This window comes from Kluyvera sp. CHPC 1.251 (assembly GCF_036759945.1).
Taxonomy (GTDB): Bacteria; Pseudomonadota; Gammaproteobacteria; order Enterobacterales; family Enterobacteriaceae; genus Kluyvera; species Kluyvera sichuanensis.
Genome location: NZ_JAPKIC010000001.1, coordinates 215,619 through 237,953 on the forward strand (window position 1 = coordinate 215,619; position 22,335 = coordinate 237,953).

19 protein-coding genes are annotated in these 22,335 nt (G+C 55.9%); 10 read left to right on the forward strand and 9 right to left on the reverse strand.

Features of this window, described 5'->3' with window-relative positions:
• Nucleotides 1–139: 139 nt before the first annotated feature.
• Complete coding sequence (gene yeiP, locus V6940_RS00970) at nucleotides 140–712, reverse strand: elongation factor P-like protein YeiP (protein WP_185666890.1); 573 nt, start codon at nucleotides 710–712, stop codon at nucleotides 140–142.
• Between the two features lie 154 nt (nucleotides 713–866).
• Between yeiP and V6940_RS00975 the strand changes: the two genes are divergently transcribed.
• Nucleotides 867–1,121, forward strand: coding sequence for a YkgJ family cysteine cluster protein (locus tag V6940_RS00975; protein WP_333494495.1), 255 nt, complete (start codon nucleotides 867–869; stop codon nucleotides 1,119–1,121).
• On the opposite strand, the gene setB is transcribed toward V6940_RS00975, so the two are convergent.
• On the reverse strand, nucleotides 1,118–2,299 hold the full coding sequence (gene setB / locus V6940_RS00980; protein WP_333494496.1) for a sugar efflux transporter SetB: 1,182 nt from the start codon (nucleotides 2,297–2,299) through the stop codon (nucleotides 1,118–1,120). The two genes, V6940_RS00975 and setB, sit on opposite strands and share 4 nt — an antisense overlap.
• Nucleotides 2,300–2,660: 361 nt before the next feature.
• Here setB and fruB point away from each other — a divergent pair, with 361 nt between their 5' ends.
• The 3 genes from fruB to fruA are packed head-to-tail and all read left to right on the forward strand — an operon-like array spanning nucleotide 2,661 to nucleotide 6,431.
• Nucleotides 2,661–3,791 (forward strand): fused PTS fructose transporter subunit IIA/HPr protein, encoded by a 1,131-nt coding sequence (gene fruB / locus V6940_RS00985; protein WP_333494497.1) that lies wholly within the window; start codon nucleotides 2,661–2,663, stop codon nucleotides 3,789–3,791.
• Nucleotides 3,792–4,730, forward strand: a complete 939-nt coding sequence (gene fruK, locus V6940_RS00990) for a 1-phosphofructokinase (RefSeq protein ID WP_185666893.1) — start codon at nucleotides 3,792–3,794, stop codon at nucleotides 4,728–4,730. It begins immediately after the preceding gene.
• 15 nt (nucleotides 4,731–4,745) lie between these two features.
• The gene (gene fruA, locus V6940_RS00995; RefSeq protein ID WP_333494498.1) at nucleotides 4,746–6,431 is read left to right on the forward strand and encodes a PTS fructose transporter subunit IIBC; all 1,686 of its coding nucleotides are present in this window, start codon (nucleotides 4,746–4,748) and stop codon (nucleotides 6,429–6,431) included.
• Here fruA and V6940_RS01000 read toward each other — a convergent pair.
• Nucleotides 6,418–6,669: a hypothetical protein gene (locus V6940_RS01000; protein WP_333494499.1), complete on the reverse strand. Its 252-nt coding sequence runs from the start codon at nucleotides 6,667–6,669 to the stop codon at nucleotides 6,418–6,420. The genes fruA and V6940_RS01000 overlap by 14 nt on opposite strands.
• 47 nt (nucleotides 6,670–6,716) lie before the next feature.
• Between V6940_RS01000 and V6940_RS01005 the strand changes: the two genes are divergently transcribed.
• The 3 genes from V6940_RS01005 to V6940_RS01015 all read left to right on the forward strand — a co-directional run bounded on the left by V6940_RS01005 (nucleotide 6,717) and on the right by V6940_RS01015 (nucleotide 9,928).
• A complete protein-coding gene (locus V6940_RS01005; RefSeq protein WP_333494500.1) occupies nucleotides 6,717–7,658 on the forward strand; it encodes a pseudouridine kinase in 942 nt (313 codons plus the stop codon).
• Nucleotides 7,646–8,581: a pseudouridine-5'-phosphate glycosidase gene (locus tag V6940_RS01010; RefSeq protein WP_333494501.1), complete on the forward strand. Its 936-nt coding sequence runs from the start codon at nucleotides 7,646–7,648 to the stop codon at nucleotides 8,579–8,581. The genes V6940_RS01005 and V6940_RS01010 overlap by 13 nt, the downstream gene beginning before the upstream one ends.
• A 96-nt stretch (nucleotides 8,582–8,677) precedes the next feature.
• Nucleotides 8,678–9,928, forward strand: coding sequence for a NupC/NupG family nucleoside CNT transporter (locus V6940_RS01015; RefSeq protein ID WP_333494502.1), 1,251 nt, complete (start codon nucleotides 8,678–8,680; stop codon nucleotides 9,926–9,928).
• Nucleotides 9,929–9,953: 25 nt separating this feature from the next.
• Here V6940_RS01015 and V6940_RS01020 read toward each other — a convergent pair whose 3' ends face one another.
• The 3 genes from V6940_RS01020 to V6940_RS01030 all read right to left on the reverse strand — a co-directional run bounded on the left by V6940_RS01020 (nucleotide 9,954) and on the right by V6940_RS01030 (nucleotide 13,027).
• Nucleotides 9,954–11,048 carry a sugar kinase gene (locus tag V6940_RS01020; protein WP_333494503.1) on the reverse strand — a complete coding sequence of 365 codons (1,095 nt, stop codon included), beginning with the start codon at nucleotides 11,046–11,048 and terminating at the stop codon, nucleotides 9,954–9,956.
• Nucleotides 11,049–11,050: 2 nt separating this feature from the next.
• Nucleotides 11,051–11,908, reverse strand: a complete 858-nt coding sequence (nfo, locus tag V6940_RS01025; protein ID WP_220440429.1) for a deoxyribonuclease IV — start codon at nucleotides 11,906–11,908, stop codon at nucleotides 11,051–11,053.
• 66 nt (nucleotides 11,909–11,974) lie between these two features.
• Nucleotides 11,975–13,027 carry a YeiH family protein gene (locus tag V6940_RS01030; protein WP_333494504.1) on the reverse strand — a complete coding sequence of 351 codons (1,053 nt, stop codon included), beginning with the start codon at nucleotides 13,025–13,027 and terminating at the stop codon, nucleotides 11,975–11,977.
• Nucleotides 13,028–13,145: 118 nt separating this feature from the next.
• Here V6940_RS01030 and yieE point away from each other — a divergent pair, with 118 nt between their 5' ends.
• The 3 genes from yieE (at nucleotide 13,146) to cirA (ending at nucleotide 17,893) form a co-directional block, all read left to right on the forward strand.
• Nucleotides 13,146–14,012 (forward strand): DNA-binding transcriptional regulator YeiE, encoded by an 867-nt coding sequence (yieE, locus tag V6940_RS01035; RefSeq protein WP_333494505.1) that lies wholly within the window; start codon nucleotides 13,146–13,148, stop codon nucleotides 14,010–14,012.
• Between the two features lie 134 nt (nucleotides 14,013–14,146).
• Nucleotides 14,147–15,616 carry an amino acid permease gene (locus tag V6940_RS01040; protein ID WP_185666902.1) on the forward strand — a complete coding sequence of 490 codons (1,470 nt, stop codon included), beginning with the start codon at nucleotides 14,147–14,149 and terminating at the stop codon, nucleotides 15,614–15,616.
• Nucleotides 15,617–15,925: 309 nt separating this feature from the next.
• Nucleotides 15,926–17,893 carry a catecholate siderophore receptor CirA gene (gene cirA, locus V6940_RS01045; protein ID WP_333494506.1) on the forward strand — a complete coding sequence of 656 codons (1,968 nt, stop codon included), beginning with the start codon at nucleotides 15,926–15,928 and terminating at the stop codon, nucleotides 17,891–17,893.
• Between the two features lie 127 nt (nucleotides 17,894–18,020).
• Here the strand turns inward: cirA and V6940_RS01050 are convergent, their stop codons facing one another.
• The 3 genes from V6940_RS01050 to V6940_RS01060 are packed head-to-tail and all read right to left on the reverse strand — an operon-like array spanning nucleotide 18,021 to nucleotide 22,310.
• Complete coding sequence (locus tag V6940_RS01050; RefSeq protein ID WP_333494980.1) at nucleotides 18,021–19,211, reverse strand: glycoside hydrolase family 88 protein; 1,191 nt, start codon at nucleotides 19,209–19,211, stop codon at nucleotides 18,021–18,023.
• A gap of 20 nt (nucleotides 19,212–19,231) precedes the next feature.
• Nucleotides 19,232–20,497 carry an oligosaccharide MFS transporter gene (locus V6940_RS01055; RefSeq protein ID WP_185666904.1) on the reverse strand — a complete coding sequence of 422 codons (1,266 nt, stop codon included), beginning with the start codon at nucleotides 20,495–20,497 and terminating at the stop codon, nucleotides 19,232–19,234.
• A gap of 31 nt (nucleotides 20,498–20,528) precedes the next feature.
• Nucleotides 20,529–22,310, reverse strand: coding sequence for a DUF2264 domain-containing protein (locus V6940_RS01060; protein ID WP_333494507.1), 1,782 nt, complete (start codon nucleotides 22,308–22,310; stop codon nucleotides 20,529–20,531).
• Nucleotides 22,311–22,335: the final 25 nt, after the last annotated feature.

Genomic DNA, 22,335 nt, shown 5'->3' on the forward strand with positions numbered 1-22,335 from the left:
GTCATTTTCTCAAAATAAAAAAGGGCAGCCGTTTGGTTGCCCTTTTTGTTGGCCTATTTTCGTAGCCCGGACGAGGCGTCATCGCGCCGACTCCGGGAAATCCCGGCGTCGCGTTGCTCGGCCGGGCTACCAAAGATAGTTAGTCCGCGCGGCACATATAGCGTTTTTCTTCGATATGAACGCGAATTTTTTCGCCGGTGGTCAGGTATTCAGGAACCTGTACAACCAGACCGGTGGTCAGGGTTGCTGGCTTGGTACGGGAGCTGGCGGAAGCGCCTTTGATGCCCGGTGCCGTTTCAACGATTTCCAGATCGACCGTCTGTGGCAGTTCCAGCGCCAGAACCCGACCATCCCACAGCAGAACCTGCATTTCCGGCATACCGCCTTCAGGAATGAACTGCAATTCTTCAGCAATCTGGTCGTGGGTGAAGATGTACGGGGTGTAATCTTCTTTATCCATGAACACGTATTCGTTGCCATCAATGTAGGAGAAGTCAACGAAGCGGCGGTTCAGGGTCACGGTATCAACCATGTCGTCGCCTTTAAAACGCTCTTCAACCTTCAGGCCGGTGCTGACATCGGAGAAGCGCATTTTGTACAGCGTTGCTGCGCCACGGGCGCTCGGTGACTGAATATCAATATTTTTTACAATCAGCAGTTTGCCGTTGTAATTCAGCACCATACCTTTTTTAATTTCGTTCGCTCTTGGCATTGCAATTATCCTGTGAACTAGGGTGTCAAAAATATCGCGTAAAAGTACTCGTGCCGGGCGTTTCAGGCAAGAGGATTTAAAGGCTTTTGCTATGCCTGCTCAAAAGGTGGTAATGTGCGCGCCACCACCTTATCTACTCTACAGAGAACCCGCGATGGAATGTCGTCCGGACTGCGGGGCTTGCTGCACTGCACCTTCAATCTCCAGCCCCATTCCCGGCATGCCCAACGGCAAACCGGCTAACACGCCCTGCGTGCAGCTCGACGATCGCCAGCGGTGTAAAATCTTTGGCTCACCGCTGCGCCCGAAGGTGTGCGCAGGGTTGCAGCCCGCGCCTGAAATGTGCGGCGTCACCCGCGACGCGGCGATGACCTATCTGCTTCACCTCGAAGCGCTGACTGCGCCCTAAACGTCTTTAATCCGCACCAGGCAGCAAAGGGTGGCGACGCACAGCGCCAGCGCAATCCAGAATACGGTGTGGTAGTTCCAGATTTCCGCCACGACGCCCGCCAGCGAACCGGCGATGATCCAGCCGACGCGCGAAGTATTGGCGTACAGCGTGGTGGCTGAACCGGCTTGCCCCGGCATCAAATCCTGGAAGTACAGCATGCCAATCCCGCCGAGAATACCGATATACACCGCGTTCAGTAGCTGCATGGCCAGCAACAGCGTTGGGCTGCTGAAGGTTAGCATGCCTATATAGAAGAATAGCCCAGCCACGGCGGCCAGGCGCATCAGGAAGCGCTTACCCAGGCGTTTGGCAAAGTAGCCCGCAATCAGCATCGTCGGGATCTCCAACCCGGCGGCGGTGCCCATCATCACCCCAGCCAGTTTCTCCGGCAAATGCAGTTCATTAATGATATACAGCGGCATATTGATGATATAGAGGCTGTTAGTGCCCCACATCAGGGTACAGATAACAAACAGCAGCAGCGCATCGCGACGGTTGGTGCGCGGTGCCTGAATCGTACCGCTGGCCGCCGCTTTCTCCTTGCGCATGGTTGGCAAAAACAGCCAGACCATCGCACCACAGACCACAAACGCCACCGCAGCCGACAGATACATCACCGTAAAGCTAAAGCCCATTGCCAGTGCGTAGGCCAGCGGCGGGCCAATCACCCACGCCAGCGACACCTGCGCACGCATAATCGAGCTGAACATTACCGCCTCGCGGCCGGTTTTATCGGCGTGCTCGCGGGCGAGGGCAAACATTTGCGGGTTGGCCGTGGAGCCAAAGCTGCTGAGGAAGACACCGACAAACAGCAAAATAAAGTAGTTGCGGTTCCAGGCGAACAGTATGCAGGCCAGCACGCCGAGCAGGCAGCAGACCACGATCAAATTTTTACGGTCGCCGCGTTTATCCGAGTAGCCCGCCAGAAATTGGCTGACCAGGATGCCGATAACGGCGCTGCCGGTGAAAAAGAAGCCGACCATCGCCGGGCGAACGTGCACTTCATTACTGAGGAACAGGCTCAGCGTTGGGGTCTGTAGTGCGCCGGCAATACCGGTTAAAAAGGCAACAATCAGAAAGGATGACGAGGTGAAATCAAACGATCGCCGTGGGGCGGCGGCGGTACTGTTTTGCATGTTGTTTTATCGGTCGCTTTAGGAGAGGCGGGGAGTTTACGCCGCGACTCAGAAAATGAACAGTAACCTAAATCAAATTCGGCACGAAAAATTAAAAGGCCATTTCAAAATCTAGCTTACGTCTTGCTGAAGCAGTTGTTGAGTCGCCATCAGCGCGTCAGCAGATGTGGCGAGAATGCTAATGAAATGTGCTGTAGATCTAATTTATGCAATCAAATTGTCAGCAAAACTTGCAGGCTGATTAAGAAAGGCACAATATTATTGAAACGTTTCAGCGTCGTCTTCAGCACCTCACTCGCTAAGTACGACGATTTTTTCTCACCAAAGCTGAATCGATTCAATTCAGCGCGCGAGGGGAACCATGTTCCAGTTAACTGTTCAGGATATTCATCCCGGCCAGCAGGCCGCGAATAAAGAAGAGGCTATTCGGCAGGTTGCTGCGGCGCTCGTCAGCGCAGGCAACGTTGCTGACGGTTACGTTGCCGGTATGCTGGCGCGTGAGCAACAAACCTCCACTTTCCTTGGCAACGGCATTGCGATTCCGCACGGCACCACCGATACCCGCGATCAGGTGCTGAAAACCGGTGTTCAGGTTTATCAATTTCCGCAGGGCGTAACCTGGGGCGAAGGCCAGACGGCGTATGTCGCTATTGGTATCGCCGCCAGCTCCGATGAGCACCTCGGCTTGCTGCGTCAGCTGACGCATGTACTGAGCGATGACGCGGTGGCTGAACAGCTGAAAACCGCCACCACTGCAGAAGAGCTGCGTGCGCTGCTGATGGGTGAAAAGCAGAGCGAAGCGCTGAAGCTTGATAACGACACGCTCTCGCTTGACGTGGTCGCCAGTGACCTGGTGACGCTGCAGGCGCTTAACGCCGCACGTCTGAAAGAAGCGGGCGCGGTAGATGCCAACTTTGTGGCGCGCGTGATTAACGAGCAGCCGCTGAACTTGGGCCAGGGTATCTGGCTGAATGACAGCGCGGAAGGCAACCTGCGCAGCGCTATCGCGGTAAGCCGCGCGGCAACGCCATTTACCGTCGGTGACGCTTCTGCCTCACTGCTGATCTCCGTCGCCATGGCCGATGCCCAGCCGACCGCGGTGCTGAACCGCCTGGTCAATATTCTGCTGGACAACAAAGCTGAACGTCTGCTGAAAGCCGATGCCGCTACGCTGCTGGCGCTGCTGACCAGTGATGAAGCGCTGGCTGAAGACGTGCTGAATGAAGAATTCGTAGTGCGTAACGAACACGGTCTGCACGCCCGTCCGGGCACCGTGCTGGTGAACACCATTAAACAGTTTAACAGTGACATTACCGTCACCAATCTTGACGGCAGCGGTAAACCAGCCAACGGACGTAGCCTGATGAAGGTTGTCGCGCTGGGTGTCAAAAAAGGTCATCGCCTGCGCTTTACCGCACAGGGTGATGATGCTCGTCAGGCGCTGGACGCTATTGGCGAAGCCATTGCTTCAGGCCTCGGGGAGGGCGCATAAATGAGCAGAAGAGTAGCCACAATTACCTTAAACCCAGCCTATGATTTGGTAGGGTTCACGCCAGAAGTTGAGCGTGGCGAAGTGAACCTGGTGCGTACCACCGGGCTGCACGCAGCGGGTAAAGGCATCAACGTGGCCAAAGTGCTGAAGGACTTAGGCATCGACGTCACCGTAGGTGGTTTCCTGGGGAAAGACAACCAGGATGGTTTTCAGCAGCTGTTCAGCGAACTGGGCATTGCTAACCGTTTCCAGGTCGTCCAGGGCCGTACCCGTATTAACGTCAAGCTGACGGAAAAAGATGGTGAAGTTACCGACTTCAACTTCTCTGGTTTTGAAGTTACCCCGTCCGACTGGGAGCGTTTCGTCAATGATTCCCTGAGCTGGCTGGGTCAGTTCGACATGGTGTGCGTGAGCGGCAGTCTGCCAGCGGGCGTGAGCCCTGAAGCGTTCACCGACTGGATGACGCGTCTGCGTAGCCAGTGTCCGTGCATAATTTTCGACAGCAGCCGTGAAGCGCTGGTTGCCGGGCTGAAAGCCGCGCCGTGGTTGGTGAAGCCAAACCGCCGCGAGCTGGAAATCTGGGCTGGTCGCAAGCTGCCTGAAATGAAAGATGTGATTGAAGCGGCCCACGCGCTGCGCGAGCAGGGTATTGCTCACGTGGTGATTTCGCTGGGTGCAGAAGGCGCGCTTTGGGTTAACGCCTCCGGCGAATGGATCGCCAAGCCGCCGTCAATGGAAGTGGTAAGCACCGTAGGGGCAGGGGATTCAATGGTTGGCGGTCTGATTTACGGCCTGCTGATGCGCGAGTCCAGCGAGCATACCCTGCGTCTGGCGACCGCCGTTGCAGCGCTGGCGGTAAGCCAGAGCAACGTCGGGATCACCGACCGTACCCAGTTGGCCGCGATGATGGCGCGCGTCGACCTGAAACCTTTTAACTAACAGCGGGAGAGGCGTATGAAAACGCTGCTGATTATCGATGCCAAACTCGGACAGGCTCGCGCTTATATGGCGAAGACCCTGCTGGGTGCGGCGGCGCAGAAAGCGCGCCTGGAGTTCATTGATAACCCGAACGACGCCGACCTGGCGATCGTGCTGGGCACAGCTCTGCCAGCGGATACCGCGTTGGCAGGTAAACAGGTTTACCTTGGCGACATCAACCGTGCAGTTTCCCATCCGGAACTGTTCCTGAGCGAAGCCAAATCCCACGCCCTGCCTTACGAGGCTCCGGCGCAAGCCGAACCTACCGCAAAAGGTGCCGTAAAACGCATTGTGGCGGTTACCGCGTGCCCGACCGGCGTGGCGCACACCTTTATGGCGGCTGAAGCCATTGAAACCGAAGCTAAAAAACGCGGTCTGTGGGTGAAAGTGGAAACCCGTGGTTCCGTGGGTGCCGGTAACGCGATTACGCCAGAAGAAGTTGAGCAGGCGGATCTGGTTATCGTAGCGGCGGATATTGAAGTGGATCTGGCGAAATTTGCTGGCAAGCCGATGTACCGCACCACCACCGGTCTGGCGCTGAAGAAAACCGCGCAGGAACTGGATAAAGCGATGGTTGAGGCGAAGCCGTATCAACCGACTGGCCAGAGTAAATCCCCTGCGGATTCCGCGAAGAAAGAGAGCGGCGGCGGGGCGTATCGTCACCTGCTGACCGGTGTTTCTTATATGCTGCCAATGGTGGTGGCGGGTGGTCTGTGTATCGCCCTGTCGTTTGCCTTCGGTATCAAAGCGTTTGAAGTGAAAGGCACGCTGGCGGCGGCGCTGATGCAGATTGGCGGCGGTTCAGCCTTCGCGCTGATGGTGCCGGTACTGGCGGGCTTTATTGCCTTCTCCATTGCTGACCGTCCGGGCCTGACCCCAGGTCTTATCGGCGGTATGCTGGCGGTGAGCGGCGGTTCCGGGTTTATCGGCGGTATCATTGCAGGCTTCCTGGCCGGCTACGTCGCGAAACTTATCAGCACCAGGCTGAAGCTACCGCCAAGCATGGAAGCGCTGAAGCCAATCCTGATAATCCCGCTGGTCTCCAGCCTGATCGTTGGTCTGGCGATGATCTACCTGATCGGCACCCCGGTTGCGGCGCTGCTGAACTGGCTGACCCACTGGCTGCAAACCATGGGTACCGCGAACGCGGTCCTGCTGGGTGCGATCCTCGGTGCGATGATGTGTACCGACATGGGTGGCCCGGTGAACAAAGCGGCATACGCATTCGGCGTTGGTCTGCTGAGTACCCAAACCTACGCGCCGATGGCGGCGATTATGGCGGCCGGTATGGTTCCACCGCTGGCAATGGGTATTGCTACGCTGATTGCGCGTAAGAAATTCGATCAGGGTCAACGTGAAGGTGGTAAAGCGGCGCTGGTTCTGGGCCTGTGCTTTATCTCCGAAGGGGCGATTCCGTTCGCGGCTCGTGACCCAATGCGCGTCCTGCCTTGCTGTATCGTCGGCGGTGCCGTTACCGGTGCTATCTCGATGGCGGTTGGTGCGAAACTGATGGCACCACACGGTGGTCTGTTCGTCCTGCTGATCCCTGGCGCTATCACGCCGGTGGTGGGTTATCTGGTGGCGATTATCGTGGGTACGCTGGTGGCTGGCCTCTCTTACGCGGTGTTGAAACGCCCGGAAGCCGTCGCTAAACAGGCATAAGTTTACCTTCATTCGGAAAGGGCAGAGCGATCTCTGCCCTTTTTTTATTTTTCAAATCTGTGTCCTGCCTTTCAATTTTTTCCTCGCTTTCAGTCGCCTGCAATAAAAATTTGTGACTCCCCTCATATCTATTCATTTTCGCGCTTGCGGATGGATTTACTTTATCTAAATCCAGCTTATTATGAGCACATGTTTGATAATGAACATGTGCTCTAATAAATTTCATTGCGATCAACATCGTTAACGAACTCATTTTTATGGCAATTTATTGCCAGAGGACGTGCTATGCGTGAAAAGGAATACATTGTCACTATTGGCTCTGCCAATATGGACGTGGCAGGATATTCGCATGCTTCTTTAAACTATGCAGATTCCAACCCAGGCAAAATAAAATTCACTCCTGGCGGCGTCGGGCGCAACATTGCACATAATTTGGCACTGCTGGGAAAGGACTCGTGGTTATTAACGGCCGTCGGCAGTGACTTTTATGGTCAGTCATTATTAGCCCAGACCAGTCAGCCAGGTGTGCACGTTGATAAATGCCTTATCGTTTCTGGGGAAAATACCTCAAGTTATTTATCTCTGTTGGATAATACTGGTGAAATGCTGGTGGCTATCAACGATATGAGTATCACCGAATATATTTCTGCTGAGTTTTTAGCGCAGCATATGGATTTTATTCGTGGGGCAAAGGTGATTATTGCCGACTGTAATATCAGCGAAGCGGCGCTGACCTGGGTGCTGGAAAACGCTGGCTCCACGCCGGTGTTTGTCGACCCGGTCTCAGCCTGGAAGTGCGTCAAAATTCGCGAGCGGTTAGGCAAAATCCATACCCTGAAACCGAACCGTCTGGAAGCCGAAACCCTAAGCGGTATCACGCTCTCAGGGCGAGAAGATGTCGGCAAAGTCGCCGCATGGTTCCATGATCACGGCCTGAATCGCCTGGTGCTTAGCATGGGCGGCGACGGCGTTTACTACAGCGATATTCACGGTGAACACGGCTGGTCGCGGCCGCTGAAAACCAACGTTATTAATGTTACCGGGGCCGGTGATGCGATGATGGCCGGGCTAGCTTCCTGCTGGGTTGATAACGTGCCGTTTATTGAGTCTGTCCGATTTGCGCAGGGTTGTTCATCAATGGCGCTGTCCAGTGAATATACCAATAACCCTGATCTGTCTATTGCGAACGTTACATCGTTAGTGGAGAAAATAGAATGTCTGAATTAACTCTTTCCCCTGAATTATTACAAATTTCACCAGAAGTCCAGGAAGCCTTAAACAGCAAAAAGCCGATTGTTGCGCTGGAGTCGACCATTATTTCTCACGGCATGCCTTTCCCACAGAATGCGCAAACGGCGATTGAAGTTGAAGAAACCATTCGCAAGCACGGTGCTGTTCCTGCAACGATTGCGATTATTGGCGGCGTAATGAAAGTGGGCCTGAGCAAAGAGGAAATCGAATTATTAGGCCGCGAAGGGCATAGCGTGACGAAAGTCAGCCGCCGTGATTTACCGTTTGTGGTTGCCGCCGGAAAAAATGGCGCGACCACCGTTGCCTCTACCATGATTATTGCCGCGCTGGCCGGTATTAAAGTCTTTGCTACCGGCGGTATTGGCGGTGTTCACCGCGGTGCGGAACATTCATTCGATATTTCTGCCGATTTACAAGAGCTGGCGCATACCAACGTTACGGTTATTTGTGCAGGCGCGAAATCTATTCTCGACCTCGGCTTAACCACTGAATATCTGGAAACCTTTGGTGTGCCGCTGATTGGCTATCAAACCCAGGCGCTGCCCGCATTTTTCTGCCGTACCAGTCCTTTTGAGGTCAGCATTCGCCTCGATAGTGCGAAAGAAATTGCTCGTGCGATGGCGGTGAAATGGCAGGCCGGTCTGAACGGCGGTCTGGTGGTGGCAAACCCTATTCCAGAACAGTTTGCGATGGCGGAAGAAACCATCAATGCAGCCATCGACAGAGCGGTGAGGGAAGCGGAAGAGCAGGGCGTTGTGGGCAAAGAGAGCACGCCGTTCCTGCTGGCTCGCGTGGCGGAATTGACCGGTGGCGATAGCCTGAAATCCAACATTCAGCTGGTGTTCAACAACGCGGTGCTGGCTTGTGAAATTGCGAAGGAGTATCAACGCCTCGCATAAACCAACTTCACGGGCAGCGTGCGGTCGCCCGCGAATATCAAACATACCAAAACCTGGCGTTTACGCCGGGTTTCCTGGCATGAAGGGAAAATCATTATGGATATAATGAGAAGTCTTGTGGGTATGGTGGTATTGCTGGCCATCGCGTTTTTGCTGTCAGTGAATAAAAAGCGCATTAGCCTGCGTACCGTTGGCGCAGCGCTGGTGCTGCAAATTGCCATCGGCGGCATTATGCTCTATTTCCCTCCGGGGAAATGGCTGGTGGAGCAAGCGGCGCTGGGCGTTCATAAGGTGATGTCCTACAGCGATGCGGGCAGCGCCTTTATTTTTGGCTCGCTGGTGGGGCCGAAGATGGATGTGCTGTTTGACGGAGCGGGCTTTATCTTCGCCTTCCGCGTGCTGCCCGCCATTATCTTTGTTACCGCGCTTATCAGCCTGCTTTACTACATTGGCGTGATGGGGCTGCTGATTCGCGTACTGGGCGGTATTTTCCAGAAAGCACTGAACATCAGCAAAATTGAGTCCTTCGTGGCCGTGACCACCATTTTCCTTGGGCAAAATGAGATCCCGGCGATCGTCAAACCGTTTATTCATCGCCTGAATCGCAATGAGCTGTTTACCGCAATTTGTAGCGGCATGGCGTCTATCGCGGGGTCGATGATGATTGGCTATGCGGGCATGGGGGTGCCGATTGATTACCTGCTGGCGGCCTCGCTGATGGCTATTCCCGGCGGGATCCTGTTTGCCCGTATGCTGAGCCCGGCAACCGAGGCATCAACTGTCACCTTCGAGAACCTGTCATTTACCGAAACGCCGCCAAAAAGCATCATTGAAGCCGCGGCGAGCGGGGCGATGACCGGCCTGAAAATTGCGGCTGGTGTAGCGACGGTGGTGATGGCTTTTGTCGCCATTATCGCGCTGATTAACGGCATTATTGGCGGTATTGGCGGCTGGTTTGGTTTCGGTCATGCGACCCTGGAAGGGATTTTTGGTTGGGTGCTGGCGCCACTTGCCTGGATTATGGGCGTCGACTGGAGCGATGCGACGCTTGCGGGCAGCTTGATCGGTCAGAAGCTGGCGATCAACGAATTCGTCGCCTATCTCAACTTCTCACCGTACCTGCAAGCCGGCGGTTCGCTGGACGTGAAGACGATTGCGATTATCTCGTTTGCCCTGTGCGGTTTTGCCAACTTTGGCTCTATCGGGGTGGTGGTCGGGGCATTTTCCGCCATTGCGCCTCAGCGAGCGCCGGAAATTGCTCAGCTCGGGATGCGCGCGCTGGCGGCGGCAACGCTCTCTAACCTGATGAGCGCCACCATCGCCGGGCTCTTTATCGGATTGTCATAATTAACGGAACCGTAAAGCCCAGGCGTTATGCCTGGGCATTTTGCAGTAAGTAAATTGCGTTATCAGCGGAGAGGGTCGGGTTATTGATGCTGACGCTGGCGCGCGATAGCGCAGCGCAGGCCATGGCGAAATTCGCGCGGTCGCGAAACTCGCTCCCTTCCAGAAAACCGTAAATCAGCCCCGCCATAAAGCCGTCATCGGCACCGAAGCTATCGACAACGGTGTGCGCAGGTGGCGTCAGAACGAACTGCTCGCCATCTTTCTCGCTGCAGAAAACCGACTCATCTTCCAGACAGACAAAAATATGCTGAACACCCTGCTGATGCAGCGCATTGACGGCCTGAACGCGGTCGGCAGCGGAAACAATAGGCTGGCCCCACAGAATCTCCAGCTCTTTCTGCGTCGGTTTTAGGGTATGAATACGTGAGAACCAGGTCTTGATTTTGGCCGCTTTAAACTCGGATACGGTATCCACGAACACCGGAATATCATCGGCAATGGTAAAGACCCACTCAATGGCTTCCGGCGTCAGGTTACAGTCAGCCAGCACTACGCCCGCGTGGCGAATCAACTCTCGCGAACCGTTCAATAGCTGTGGCGTGAGCTGCTCAAGGATATGGGTGTCGTTAATGGCCAGCACCGTCTCTTCTTGCTGATTGGCAATGGAGAGATAGGTGGCGGTGCTATGCCCGTGCAGGCGAATACAGCTGGAGATATTCACCCCGGCCTGGCGGGTCTGTTCCAGCAGCGTTTCGCCGTAAAAATCACTGCCGACCGCCGAGATAAGATGCACATCGCGGCCCAATAACGCCAGGTTGTGGGCTATGTTGCGCCCCACGCCGCCGGCTGAACAGCGGATGTTACCTGGGTTAGAAGCGGCCTGTGGATAGTGAATATCTGCAATGCCGCGAATATCCATATTGATGGCACCCACCACCACGCAGTACTCCTGCTCGGTGAGGATATAGCCCTTACCTTTGATCATTCCTTTGCGCATCAGATCCATAATATGCGCCGCCACGCGAGAGCGGCTGATCTGCAAAATATCGGCAATCTCGTTTTGCTGAATCAGCGGATTGCGGCGCAGGATCTTGAGTATCTGCTTTTCCCTGTCGTTCATGATTAGGCTTCCACCGTTTCCTGCTGTTGCGCCTTCAGCCAGGCAATCTCTTCACCCCAGATATCCGGGTTGGTGGTTTCCAGCACCAGCGGGATACCGTCAAAGCGGTTGTCCTGCATGATGAAGCGGAACGCATCGTGCCCGATATTGCCGAGGCCCAGACTCTGGTGGCGGTCAACGCGGCTGCCGAACTCGCTTTTGGCGTCGTTGAGGTGCATGCCGCGCAGATACTGGAAGCCGACAATGCGTTCGAATTCAGCAAAGGTTTCCGCGCAGGCTTCGGTGGTTCGCAGGTCGTAGCCCGCGGCGAACGCGTGGCAGGTATCGATGCAGACGCCGACGCGGGACTTATCTTCTACGCCGTCAATAATGGCCGCCAGATGCTCGAACTTAAAGCCGAGGTTGCTGCCTTGACCGGCCGTGTTCTCAATCACCGCCGTGACGCCTTCGGTCTGCGCCAGCGCGATATTGATGGATTCGGCAATCCGCGCCAGGCACTTGTCTTCGTCAATTTGCAGCAGGTGGCTGCCCGGGTGGAAGTTCAGCAACGTTAGCCCCAACTGCTGGCAGCGTGCCAGTTCGTCGATAAAGGCTTCGCGGGATTTCTCCAGCGCCTCCTCAACCGGGTGGCCGAGGTTAATCAGGTAGCTGTCGTGAGGAAGAATTTGTGCCGGGGTGTAGTGATATTTTTCACAGGCGGCTTTGAAGTCGTCGATAACCTCGGTGGTTAACGGCGCGGCGCGCCACTGGCGCTGATTTTTGGTGAACAGGGCGAATGCGGTCGCTTCGATTTCCGCAGCCCGAATTGCGGCATTTGCCAGGCCGCCCGCGGCGCTGACGTGCGCTCCAATGTATTTCATATCGTTAAACCCGCCATACTCAAAAGGGGAGAGTATAGCGGGTTCGGGGGGGTTAGTCGTTGTCGATTATGCCATCACGCTATGGATAGCGTAGTTAATCGCACCGCCGCCAACAATCAGCCAGATGAACAGCACCAGCGCCATCATCAGCGGTTTTGCACCAGCTTTTTTCAGTGCGCTAACGTGCGTGGTCACACCCAATGCCGCCATGGCCATGGCCAGCATAATGGTGTCCAGCGTAATCAGCATTTGCACCACGCTGTTTGGCAGCAGGTGGAACGAGTTAAAGATAGTGACCACGATAAACATGATGGCAAACCATGGGATCGTGATTTTGCTTTTCTCGGTCGCACCAGCCGGAGCCAGTTGTTTAACGCGAGCGGCCATAAACAGCAGGAACGGCGCCAGCATCATCACGCGCAGCATTTTCGCAATGACCGCTGCGTTTTCGGTTTCTGGCGTCACCGCATGGCCTGCCGCCACAACCTGCGCCACTTCGTGCATGGTGGAACCGATATAGATCCCGTAAGCCTCAGGGCTAAACCAGTGTGCCAGCAGCGGGTACATGGCAGGGTAGATGAAGATTGCCAACGTACCGAAGATAACCACGGTCGCTACCGCAACGGTCACTTTGCTTGCCTCAGCTTTTACTACGGGTTCGGTCGCCAGTACCGCTGCCGCGCCGCAGATGCTGCTACCCGCGCCAATCAGCCAGCTGGTGTGTTTATCCAGGCCAAAGACTTTTTGCCCGAGCCAGCAGGCCATCGTAAAGGTGCTGCAAAGCGTCAGGGCATCAATAACAATCCCGCTCACGCCCACGTCTGCAATCTGGGAAAAGGTCAGGCGGAAGCCATAAAGAATGATCCCCAGACGCAGTAAATGCTGCTTAGCGAACAGTACGCCGCCGTCGCAGGACTGCCAGAGTTTCGGGTAAATCGTGTTACCAATCACCATCCCAAACAGGATGGCCAGCGTCAATGCGCTCATGCCGACGCCTGCAACGGCCGGGATATTGCCGATCCAGACCGCGGCGCCGGTAATCACGGCGGTCAGCGCAAGACCTGGGATAAAATGTTTGATACCGCGATGATGATGCGTTTCTAAGGTGACCTGTGTCATAGCCTTCTCCTTTGTCTGGCTAAAAGAGTACGCCTCGCTGGTTTAAAGATAAAATTGATTATATATTTATAATTAATCGTAATAACTGGTAAGGGCGGCCCGTGCGGGCTGAAGCGCTATGCATATCACGCTGCGGCAGTTAGAAGTTTTTGCAGAGGTACTGAAAAGTGGCTCAACCACCCAGGCATCGCAGATGCTGGCGCTGTCGCAGTCGGCGGTCAGCGCGGCGCTCACCGATCTGGAAGGCCAACTCGGCGTTCAGCTTTTTGACCGCGTCGGTAAACGGCTGGTGGTTAACGAGCACGGTCGCCTGCTCTACCCGCGCGCGCTGGCGCTGCTGGAACAGGCTGGAGAAATAGAACAGCTGTTTCGCGAAGATAACGGCGCGATTCGCGTCTATGCCAGTAGCACCATCGGCAACTATATTTTGCCGGGCATTATCGCCCGCTACCGCAAAGACTTTCCTACGCTGCCGCTGGAGCTAAGCGTGGGCAACAGCCAGGATGTGATTAACGCGGTGGCGGACTTCCGCGTCGATATTGGCCTTATCGAAGGCCCATGCCACTCGGCGGACATTATTGCCGAGCCGTGGCTCGATGATGAGCTGGTGGTGTTCTCCGCGCCGAACAGCGCCTGGCTGCTGGGGGAGGTGACGCTCGAGAAGCTGGCAATGGCGCCGTGGATCCTGCGTGAGAAGGGGTCGGGCACGCGGGAAATCGTCGATTATCTGCTGCTCTCGCATCTGCCGCAGTTCCAGATGGGTATGGAGTTGGGTAACTCGGAAGCCATTAAACACGCGGTACGTCATGATCTTGGCATCAGTTGCCTGTCGCGGCGGGTGATCGCTGAACAGCTAGAAGCCGGGACGCTGGTGGAGGTCTCCATTCCGCTGCCGACGCTTAGCCGTACGCTGTGGCGCATCCATCATCGGCAAAAGCACCTCTCCAACGCCCTCAAGCGTTTTCTGCACTACTGCGATATCTAAAATCGCCATCGGATGCTTTACTTATAATAAGAGAGCGATCATGAAGCTCTCTTATAACTGCGCATTTCTACCGTGATATGCCGGAATCGTCTGTTACAATCGCGCCTCATTTTTTGGATGGATAGCATTTTCACATGGGTTCCGAAACAAAAACCACACAAGCGCCCGCGTTACGTCGCGAACTCAAGGCGCGTCACCTGACGATGATCGCCATTGGCGGTTCCATTGGTACAGGTCTGTTTGTTGCGTCCGGCGCAACCATTTCTCAGGCGGGTCCGGGCGGCGCTCTGTTTTCCTATATTCTGATTGGCCTGATGGTGTACTTCCTGATGACCAGTCTTGGCGAGCTGGCAGCCTATATGCCGGTATCCGGTTCTTTTGCCACCTATGGCCAGAACTATGTGGAAGAGGGCTTCGGCTTCGCGCTGGGCTGGAACTACTGGTACAACTGGGCGGTGACGATTGCCGTCGACCTGGTCGCCGCACAGCTGGTGATGAGCTGGTGGTTCCCGGATACCCCAGGCTGGATCTGGAGTGCGCTGTTCCTGTGCGTTATCTTCCTGCTGAACTACATCTCGGTTAAAGGCTTTGGCGAAGCGGAGTACTGGTTCTCGCTGATCAAAGTCGCGACCGTTATCATCTTTATTATTGTCGGCATCATGATGATCCTCGGCATCTTCAAAGGTGCACAGCCGGTGGGCTGGAGCAACTGGACAACCGGTGATGCGCCGTTTGCCGGTGGGTTATCAGCGATGATTGGCGTGGCGATGATCGTCGGCTTCTCCTTCCAGGGCACCGAACTTATCGGTATTGCTGCAGGTGAATCTGAAGATCCAGAGAAGAACATTCCGCGCGCGGTCCGTCAGGTGTTCTGGCGTATCCTGCTGTTCTATGTGTTCGCGATCCTGATTATCAGCCTGATCATCCCTTACACCGATCCAAGCCTGCTGCGTAACGACGTGAAAGATATCTCCGTCAGCCCGTTCACGCTGGTCTTTGAACATGCGGGTCTGCTCTCTGCGGCGGCGATTATGAACGCGGTTATCCTGACGGCGGTGCTGTCGGCAGGTAACTCCGGGATGTACGCTTCTACCCGTATGCTCTACACCCTGGCCTGCGACGGCAAAGCGCCACGCATCTTCGCGAAGCTCTCCCGTGGCGGCGTGCCGCGTAACGCGCTGTATGCGACAACCGTGATTGCTGGCCTGTGCTTCCTGACGTCAATGTTTGGCAACCAGACCGTCTACCTGTGGCTGCTGAACACCTCCGGGATGACCGGCTTTATCGCCTGGCTGGGGATTGCGATTAGCCATTATCGTTTCCGTCGTGGCTATGTGATGCAGGGTCATGACCTGAATAATCTGCCGTACCGTTCCGGGTTCTTCCCGCTGGGGCCAATCTTCGCCTTCGTACTGTGCCTGATTATTACCCTGGGCCAGAATTACGAAGCCTTCCTGGCCGATACCATCGACTGGGGCGGCGTAGCAGCAACCTATATTGGTATTCCGCTGTTCCTGGTTATCTGGTTCGGTTATAAGCTGACCCGCGGAACGCACTTCGTGAGCTATAGCGAAATGCACTTCCCGGAACGCTTTAAGAAATAATTAGCCGTTCGGTATAATGTGAAAACCTCTCTCCGGAGAGGTTTTTTTATGCTTGCCGTCTATAAAATCGACGCAAATAGTTACTTCTTGACATAACTTTAAATAAACTTAATTGATAATCATTATCATTACGTTTATTATCACGCCTCATATAAATAGATGAAGCCATTTCCACTCCTGATGGATAAAACCTGGAGGGACCAGCCACATCTGCATAAAACAACAGGCCGTCGGTCAACGGCATTGCAGCAGCATTTGTGAGTAAGACCTCTTTGTTTTAATTCAGTATTCACCTCATGGAGATAGGAAATGTTCAGGTTAAACCCCTTGGTTCGGGGCGGGCTTTGTGCGTCCGTAATGTCCCTGGCGCTGCCGGTCAGCGCTGCAGATGATAAAGACGTGATGGTCGTGACGGCGGCTGCCACCGAACAAAGCGTGAAGGATGCGCCTGCGAGTATCAGCGTCATCACCCAGGAAGATCTGCAGCGCAAGCCGGTGCAGAACCTGAAGGATGTGCTGAAAGAAGTGCCGGGCGTTCAGCTCACCAACGAAGGGGATAACCGTCAGGGCGTGAGTATTCGCGGCCTGGACAGCAGCTATACCCTGATTCTTATTGACGGCAAGCGCGTCAACTCGCGTAACGTCGTCTTCCGCCACAATGATTTCGATCTCAACTGGATCCCGGTAGACGCCATCGAACGTATTGAAGTGGTGCGCGGGCCGATGTCTTCGCTGTACGGCTCCGATGCACTGGGCGGCGTGGTCAACATCATCACCAAAAAGATTGGCGCCAAATGGACCGGCACCGTCACCGCGGATACCACCATTCAGGAACACCGCGACCGTGGCGACACCTGGAACGGCCAGTTCTATACCGCCGGTCCGCTGGTGGATGGCGTGCTTGGCATGAAAGCATTTGGCAGTCTGGCAAAGCGCGAGAAGGACGATCAACAACCCTCCAGCACCAGCGCGACCGGTGAGAGCCCTCGTATTGAAGGCTTCACCAGCCGCGATGCCAACGTCGAGTTTGCCTGGACGCCGAACGAGAGCAACGACATCACCGCAGGCTATGGCTTCGACCGCCAGGACCGCGACTCCGATTCGCTCGACCGTAACCGTGTTGAGCGCCAGAACTACTCGTTGAGCCACAATGGCCGCTGGGAGCTGGGCAACAGCGAGCTTAAGTATTACGGCGAGAAGGTGGTGAATAAGAACCCGGGTAACACCAGTGAAATCACCTCTGAAAGCAACACCATCGACGGTAAATACGTGCTGCCGCTGGGTGCGATAAATCAACTGGTGACCTTAGGTGGCGAATGGCGTCACGACAAGCTGAGCGACCCGGTTAACCTGACGCGCGGCACCAGCAGCGAAACTTCAGCCAGCCAGTACGCGCTGTTCCTTGAAGACGAATGGCGCATTTTCGAACCGCTGGCGCTGACCACCGGCATCCGTATGGACGATCACCAGACCTATGGTGACCACTGGAGTCCGCGTGCGTATCTGGTCTATAACGCGACCGATACCGTGACGGTGAAAGGGGGCTGGGCCACGGCGTTTAAAGCGCCTTCACTGCTGCAGCTGAGCCCGGACTGGGCCACCAACTCCTGTCGCGGCGGTTGCCGAATTGTCGGTAGCCCGGATCTGAAACCGGAAACCAGTGAGAGCTATGAAATCGGCCTCTACTATCAAGGGGAAGAGGGCTGGCTGGAGGGCGTGCAGGCGAACGTCACCACCTTCCAGAACGATATCGACGACATGATTAACATCAGCCGTACGCGCGATAAAAATGCAGCGCCGGGCTATCCGAACTTTGTCGGCTTCGATAACGGCGTGCCGGTCTTTGCCTACTATAACGTCAATAAAGCACGTATCCGCGGCGTGGAATCCGAGCTGAAGGTGCCGTTTGGTGACGACTGGAAGGTGACGCTGAACTACACCTATAACGACGGTCGAGACCTGAGCAACGGTGGTGACAAGCCGCTGCAGGAGCTGCCGTTCCACACTGGTAACGGGCGCGTGGACTGGAGCCCGATTCAGGACTGGACGTTCTATCTGGCGGGAAGCTACACCGGTAAGCAGCGTGCTACCACGGCAACCTCGAAAACGCCGGGCGGCTATACCACCTGGGATATCGGCGGGGCATGGCAGGCGACCAAAGACGTTAAGCTGCGCGCAGGCGTGCTCAACGTGGGTGATAAAGACCTGAATCGTGATGACTACAGCTATAACGAAGACGGTCGCCGCTACTTTATGGCGGTAGATTACCGCTTCTAAACCTGTGCTAACCCCGGCGGCGCTTCGCTTGGCCGGGCTACTCACGATGGTACTCTGGGCGAGCAAAGCGCCCCTGGGAATCGCACTGTAAGTAGGCCCGATAAGCGTAGCGCCATCGGGCCTTTTATTACCAGTAGCTCTGCCAGTTCCGCGTCGCGCGCACCATCGCTTCCATCAGGAAGTAATCCCCCCAGCTACAGCACTCGTCCACGCCAATCCCGCCTTTAAAGTAATAGACCGAATGCTTAAGCAGCCCCTGGCCCGGCGTATGCTCGCGGTTAATGTAACCGTCGATCATGTTGCCAATCATCTGCAGCGCCAGGGTTTCATAGCTTTCGCGATCCGGATGGGTGACTGGCAGGTGCTTAACCAGCTCCAGCAGGGCGCAGGCCACAATCGCCGCCGCCGAACTGTCGCGCTCGCTGGCAGGATCGGTCAGCGCCAGATCCCAATAGCAGATGAGATCCTCCGGTAGCCGGTTCAGGTAGTAATTCGCCAGCGTCTGGCTCAGCGCCAGCAGGCGTTCATCCCCGGTGTGCAGGTAGTTCAGCAGGAAACCGTACACGCCCCACGCCTGGCCGCGCGCCCAGCACGAATCGTCGGAGAAGCCCTGATGGGTGTTGCCAAAGCGCGGCTCGCCGGTTTCCACGTCCATATACCAGGTATGGAAGGTAGAACCGTCTTCACGCACGATATGGCGGCGCGCCCGCTCAATATGCTGCTTCGCCGCCTCGGCGTAGCGCGGGTCGCCGCTGGCGGCGCTGGCTTCATACAGCAGCGGCAGGTTCATGTTGCAGTCGATGATCATACGGCCCTGTTGCTCAGGGTTATTCAGCTCGCCCCACGCCTGAATGATCCCGGCCTTCTCGTTGTAACGCTCCATCAGCGCCTCGGCGGCGAGCAGGGCGATGTAGCCCGCTTCACGGTTGCCGGTCAGACGTTCGCCCGCCACGCAGGAGAGGCTATAAAGGAAGCCCAGATCGTGATGGTTGGTGTGGTCGCGGTTAATAATCCGCTGGCCGAAGGAGTGGATATGCTGCTCCGCCAGCGTGCGGTAGCGCTCAAGCCCCGTCCACTCATAGGCCAGCCACAGCTGCCCGGTCCAGAAGCTGGTGGTCCATTCGACGTTATCAATAATCGGATAGACCCCGTTTTTACAGGCCGCATCCGGGAAGCGAGTGCCGAAATAGTCGACGTTGTCATCAATCGCCTTTAGCAGCGCGGGCATCGCCCCGCGAATTTTACGGCCAATCTCTTCACGTTCGCCCGGTTTCAGGGTGTGTGAGGCGAGCGGTTCTTTTCTGATCTGTTCAGACATCATGCTGGCATATTCCCGTTTTAATTCAGCGCTTGCTGCTTGATTTCCTGTTCTACAGCGCTTTTTTTATGGCTGTAGCAGGTCGATAAGGTGAGGGCGGAGACGCCGGTGAACACCAGGGCGATAATGCCCATGATGAGATAGGTGTGCTCGAAGCCGATGGTTTGATAGGCATAACCCGCCGGCGGCGCGACGACGATAGAACCGACGTAGATCATCGCCTGGTAGCCCAGCAGATACATGGTGGCGTTAACGCGTTTGTCGAAATGCTCGGCAATGTATTTGAAGACCGACACCAGAATCAGGGCAATCTCAATACCGTAGAGCGGCTTGACGAGGCAGATAATCAGCGGGTCGTTAGTCATACCGGAGATAATGAGGCGCAGGCTGATAACCAGTCCGGTGAGCAGCATCCCCTGCTTGGCACCGATGCGGTTGATAATCGCCGGTACCAGCATCATGCCGAAGAATTCGGCGGCGGACTGCGCGGTGCTCATATAACCGAACATCGCGTTGCCTTCCTCTTTGGTGGTGAAGAAGGTAACGAAGTAGCGTGAGAACTGCTGCTCGGCGATAAACATCATCCAGGCTACGCCTGCAATATAGAGCGCAAACATCCAGAACTTGCGGTTTTTCAGCAGGTTCAGCACGTCGGTAATGACGATTTTCTCTTTTGATAAAACGTTATTCTCTTCTTTGCCGAAGTGGTCCACCTTGAGCGTCAGCAGCACGGCAAACATGCACAGCGCTGACACGCTGCTGATGGCGAAGTTGATTTTTGGCGAAATGTTATAGAGGAAGCCGGAGAAAGAGGAGGCGGTTGCCCAGCCGAGCGCCGCCCACATGCGGATGCGGCCAAACTCCATGTTATACAGACGACTAAAGCGGTCAACATAGGACTCTTCCGCCGCCACGCCTGCGTACCAGCCGAGGCTAAAGAACAGCGCGCCGACAATCATGCCGGTGATAAAATGCGTTTGCAGCAGCGGCAGGTAGATCCAGATATAGAACGGTGCCATCAGCGCCGAGACGATGCAGACAAAATAGAGCAGATGCTTCTTCATGCCGATTTTATCCATGATGTAGCCGTACACCGGCTTAATCACCACTGCGAACACGCCGTTAACGGCGAAGACGGTGCCGATATCCACGGCATCGAGCCCCGCTTTATCGCCAAGCCAGATGGCATACAGGCCGAAGCTTGCCGCCCAGGTAAAGGTAAACAGAAAAACAAAGAGACTGAGTTTTATATACGCCGAACGTGTCGACTGAATCATCGTGGTCATTGCGGTCTCCGCCGTTATCCAGAGGTCAGGGTTATTTTAGGGTGAGCGTCAGGTCGTTCACGGTTAACTGCTGTGTCGTCACATCAAAATGCAATGGCCCCGGCAGCTCACGCACCGCGCCCGGGTCGGCGCTGACATAACAGGCGAGCCAGTGGGTTCCGGCGCTAAGCTGTGCGCGCAGGCAGGGAATAGTGGCCGGTGCGGCATACAGCAAATTGCTGTTCGGCGGCGTGGTGACGGTGAACGGGTGACGGCTGTCGGTCAGGCTCACCATCCGGCTGTAGTGGTGTATGGTTTCAAGGGTGACGCCGTTGTCGGTAACGGTCTGGCGCGTTTGCTGGTGGCGATTAGCGGCAAACCCGCCTTCAACGCACTCCAGCGTTCGCGGCGTGCGTACGCGGTGCACGCGCGCGTGGCCTTCCGGCAGCGCAACCAGCCAGGTGCTGACGGTGACGTCAGCCCACGGACGCCATTCGCTGCGAACCCAGTCATCCGTTACCTCAGCGCTGTCGCACTCGCGGCGGCCGCGATAGTAGTCATCGCCGTTGCTGAACAGCAGCATGGAATCCACCGCCGCATGACTCAGGCCAAAACGCCCGCGCTCCAGGGTAAAACCAAACTGGCTGGAGTAGGCGAATTTGCAGTACTTCTGCTCGAAGTTGACGAAGTTGTTTTTGTCGAACTGACCGGACATCAGCATCCACGCGTGGCGCTGTTCATCGCTGTGGACGATGATTTGCCCGGCTTCGGGAACAGGGTGAACGGCATCCAGCGTCGGCAGCGGTTCGCAGGCGGCCTGCCAGAAGGCGCTCTCTTCCGGCAGCGCCAGAATCAGCATCGCCTTCAGTGCCCAGTAAGGGGAGCCTGGGCTGTTGTAGTCCTCGGCCATAATCAGGTTTGGATAGCTGTAGCCAATGGTGAACAGGCCATCGGCGCCGATAAACGGTTTTTCGAGCCAACTTTCAAGGTGGCGCAAAATCAGCCCCTTCACCACGCCAGGGGTAAAGACTTCCAGTTCGGTAAAGGCGACCGCGCTCCAGAACGCGACCTGCACAAAGCGGTAGGTCAGGCTGCGGCCAAACGGAATACCGTCGCCGTTAGCAGCAAAATAATAGGCGTAATCGTTGGCAAACTGCTGGGCGCGCTGGCGATAGCGCAGGCAGCGCTCGGGGTCGACATCCTGCATAAAGTGGCTGTAGATCAGGCCATAAAAATGGAAGGCGCTGGAGATGTAATAGTCGCGCGGTTTGCCCGCGCCGTCGCTGTACCAGCCGTTGCCGAGCCAGAAGGGCTCAATGGCGTCGAGATGGCGATTGATGACCGCCATGTCGTAGGGGCGTCCGACGCATTTCAGCCCCAGTTGGATCAGCACCGGGAAGAAGTGCCAGTTATTGTCCGGCACCGCAACGTCTGCGCTTTGGCTGAGCCAATGGGCGAGGTTATCCTGCTCTTCGGCTGAGAGCGACGACCACAGCTTACCGTTAGGCAGCGCGAGGCCCAGGCCAAAGGCCGCCATTTCCACGCAGCGCTGGTCGTTGTCGCCTACATCGCCCCAGTAGCCTGCGTGCTGCGGGTTGCTGCCGTGACGCACTCCGGTAACGAATGTGTCGTGCCACGCCGGCACGGTGCCGCCGCTCACCAGCGGAAACAATCCCCACATCAGGCGAACAAAACCTTCCATTCCGGCGACGTCGTCCGGGTATTGCGCGGCGGTATCGCCCGCATGAAGTCGCGTGCAGTCTGCCGATAAACGGGGAACCGCCGCCGCTATCCAACCCTCGACTAATGCACCGTATTCTTGTTTCGTCCGCATGATGAAATCCCGTTTCAGTTTGTTG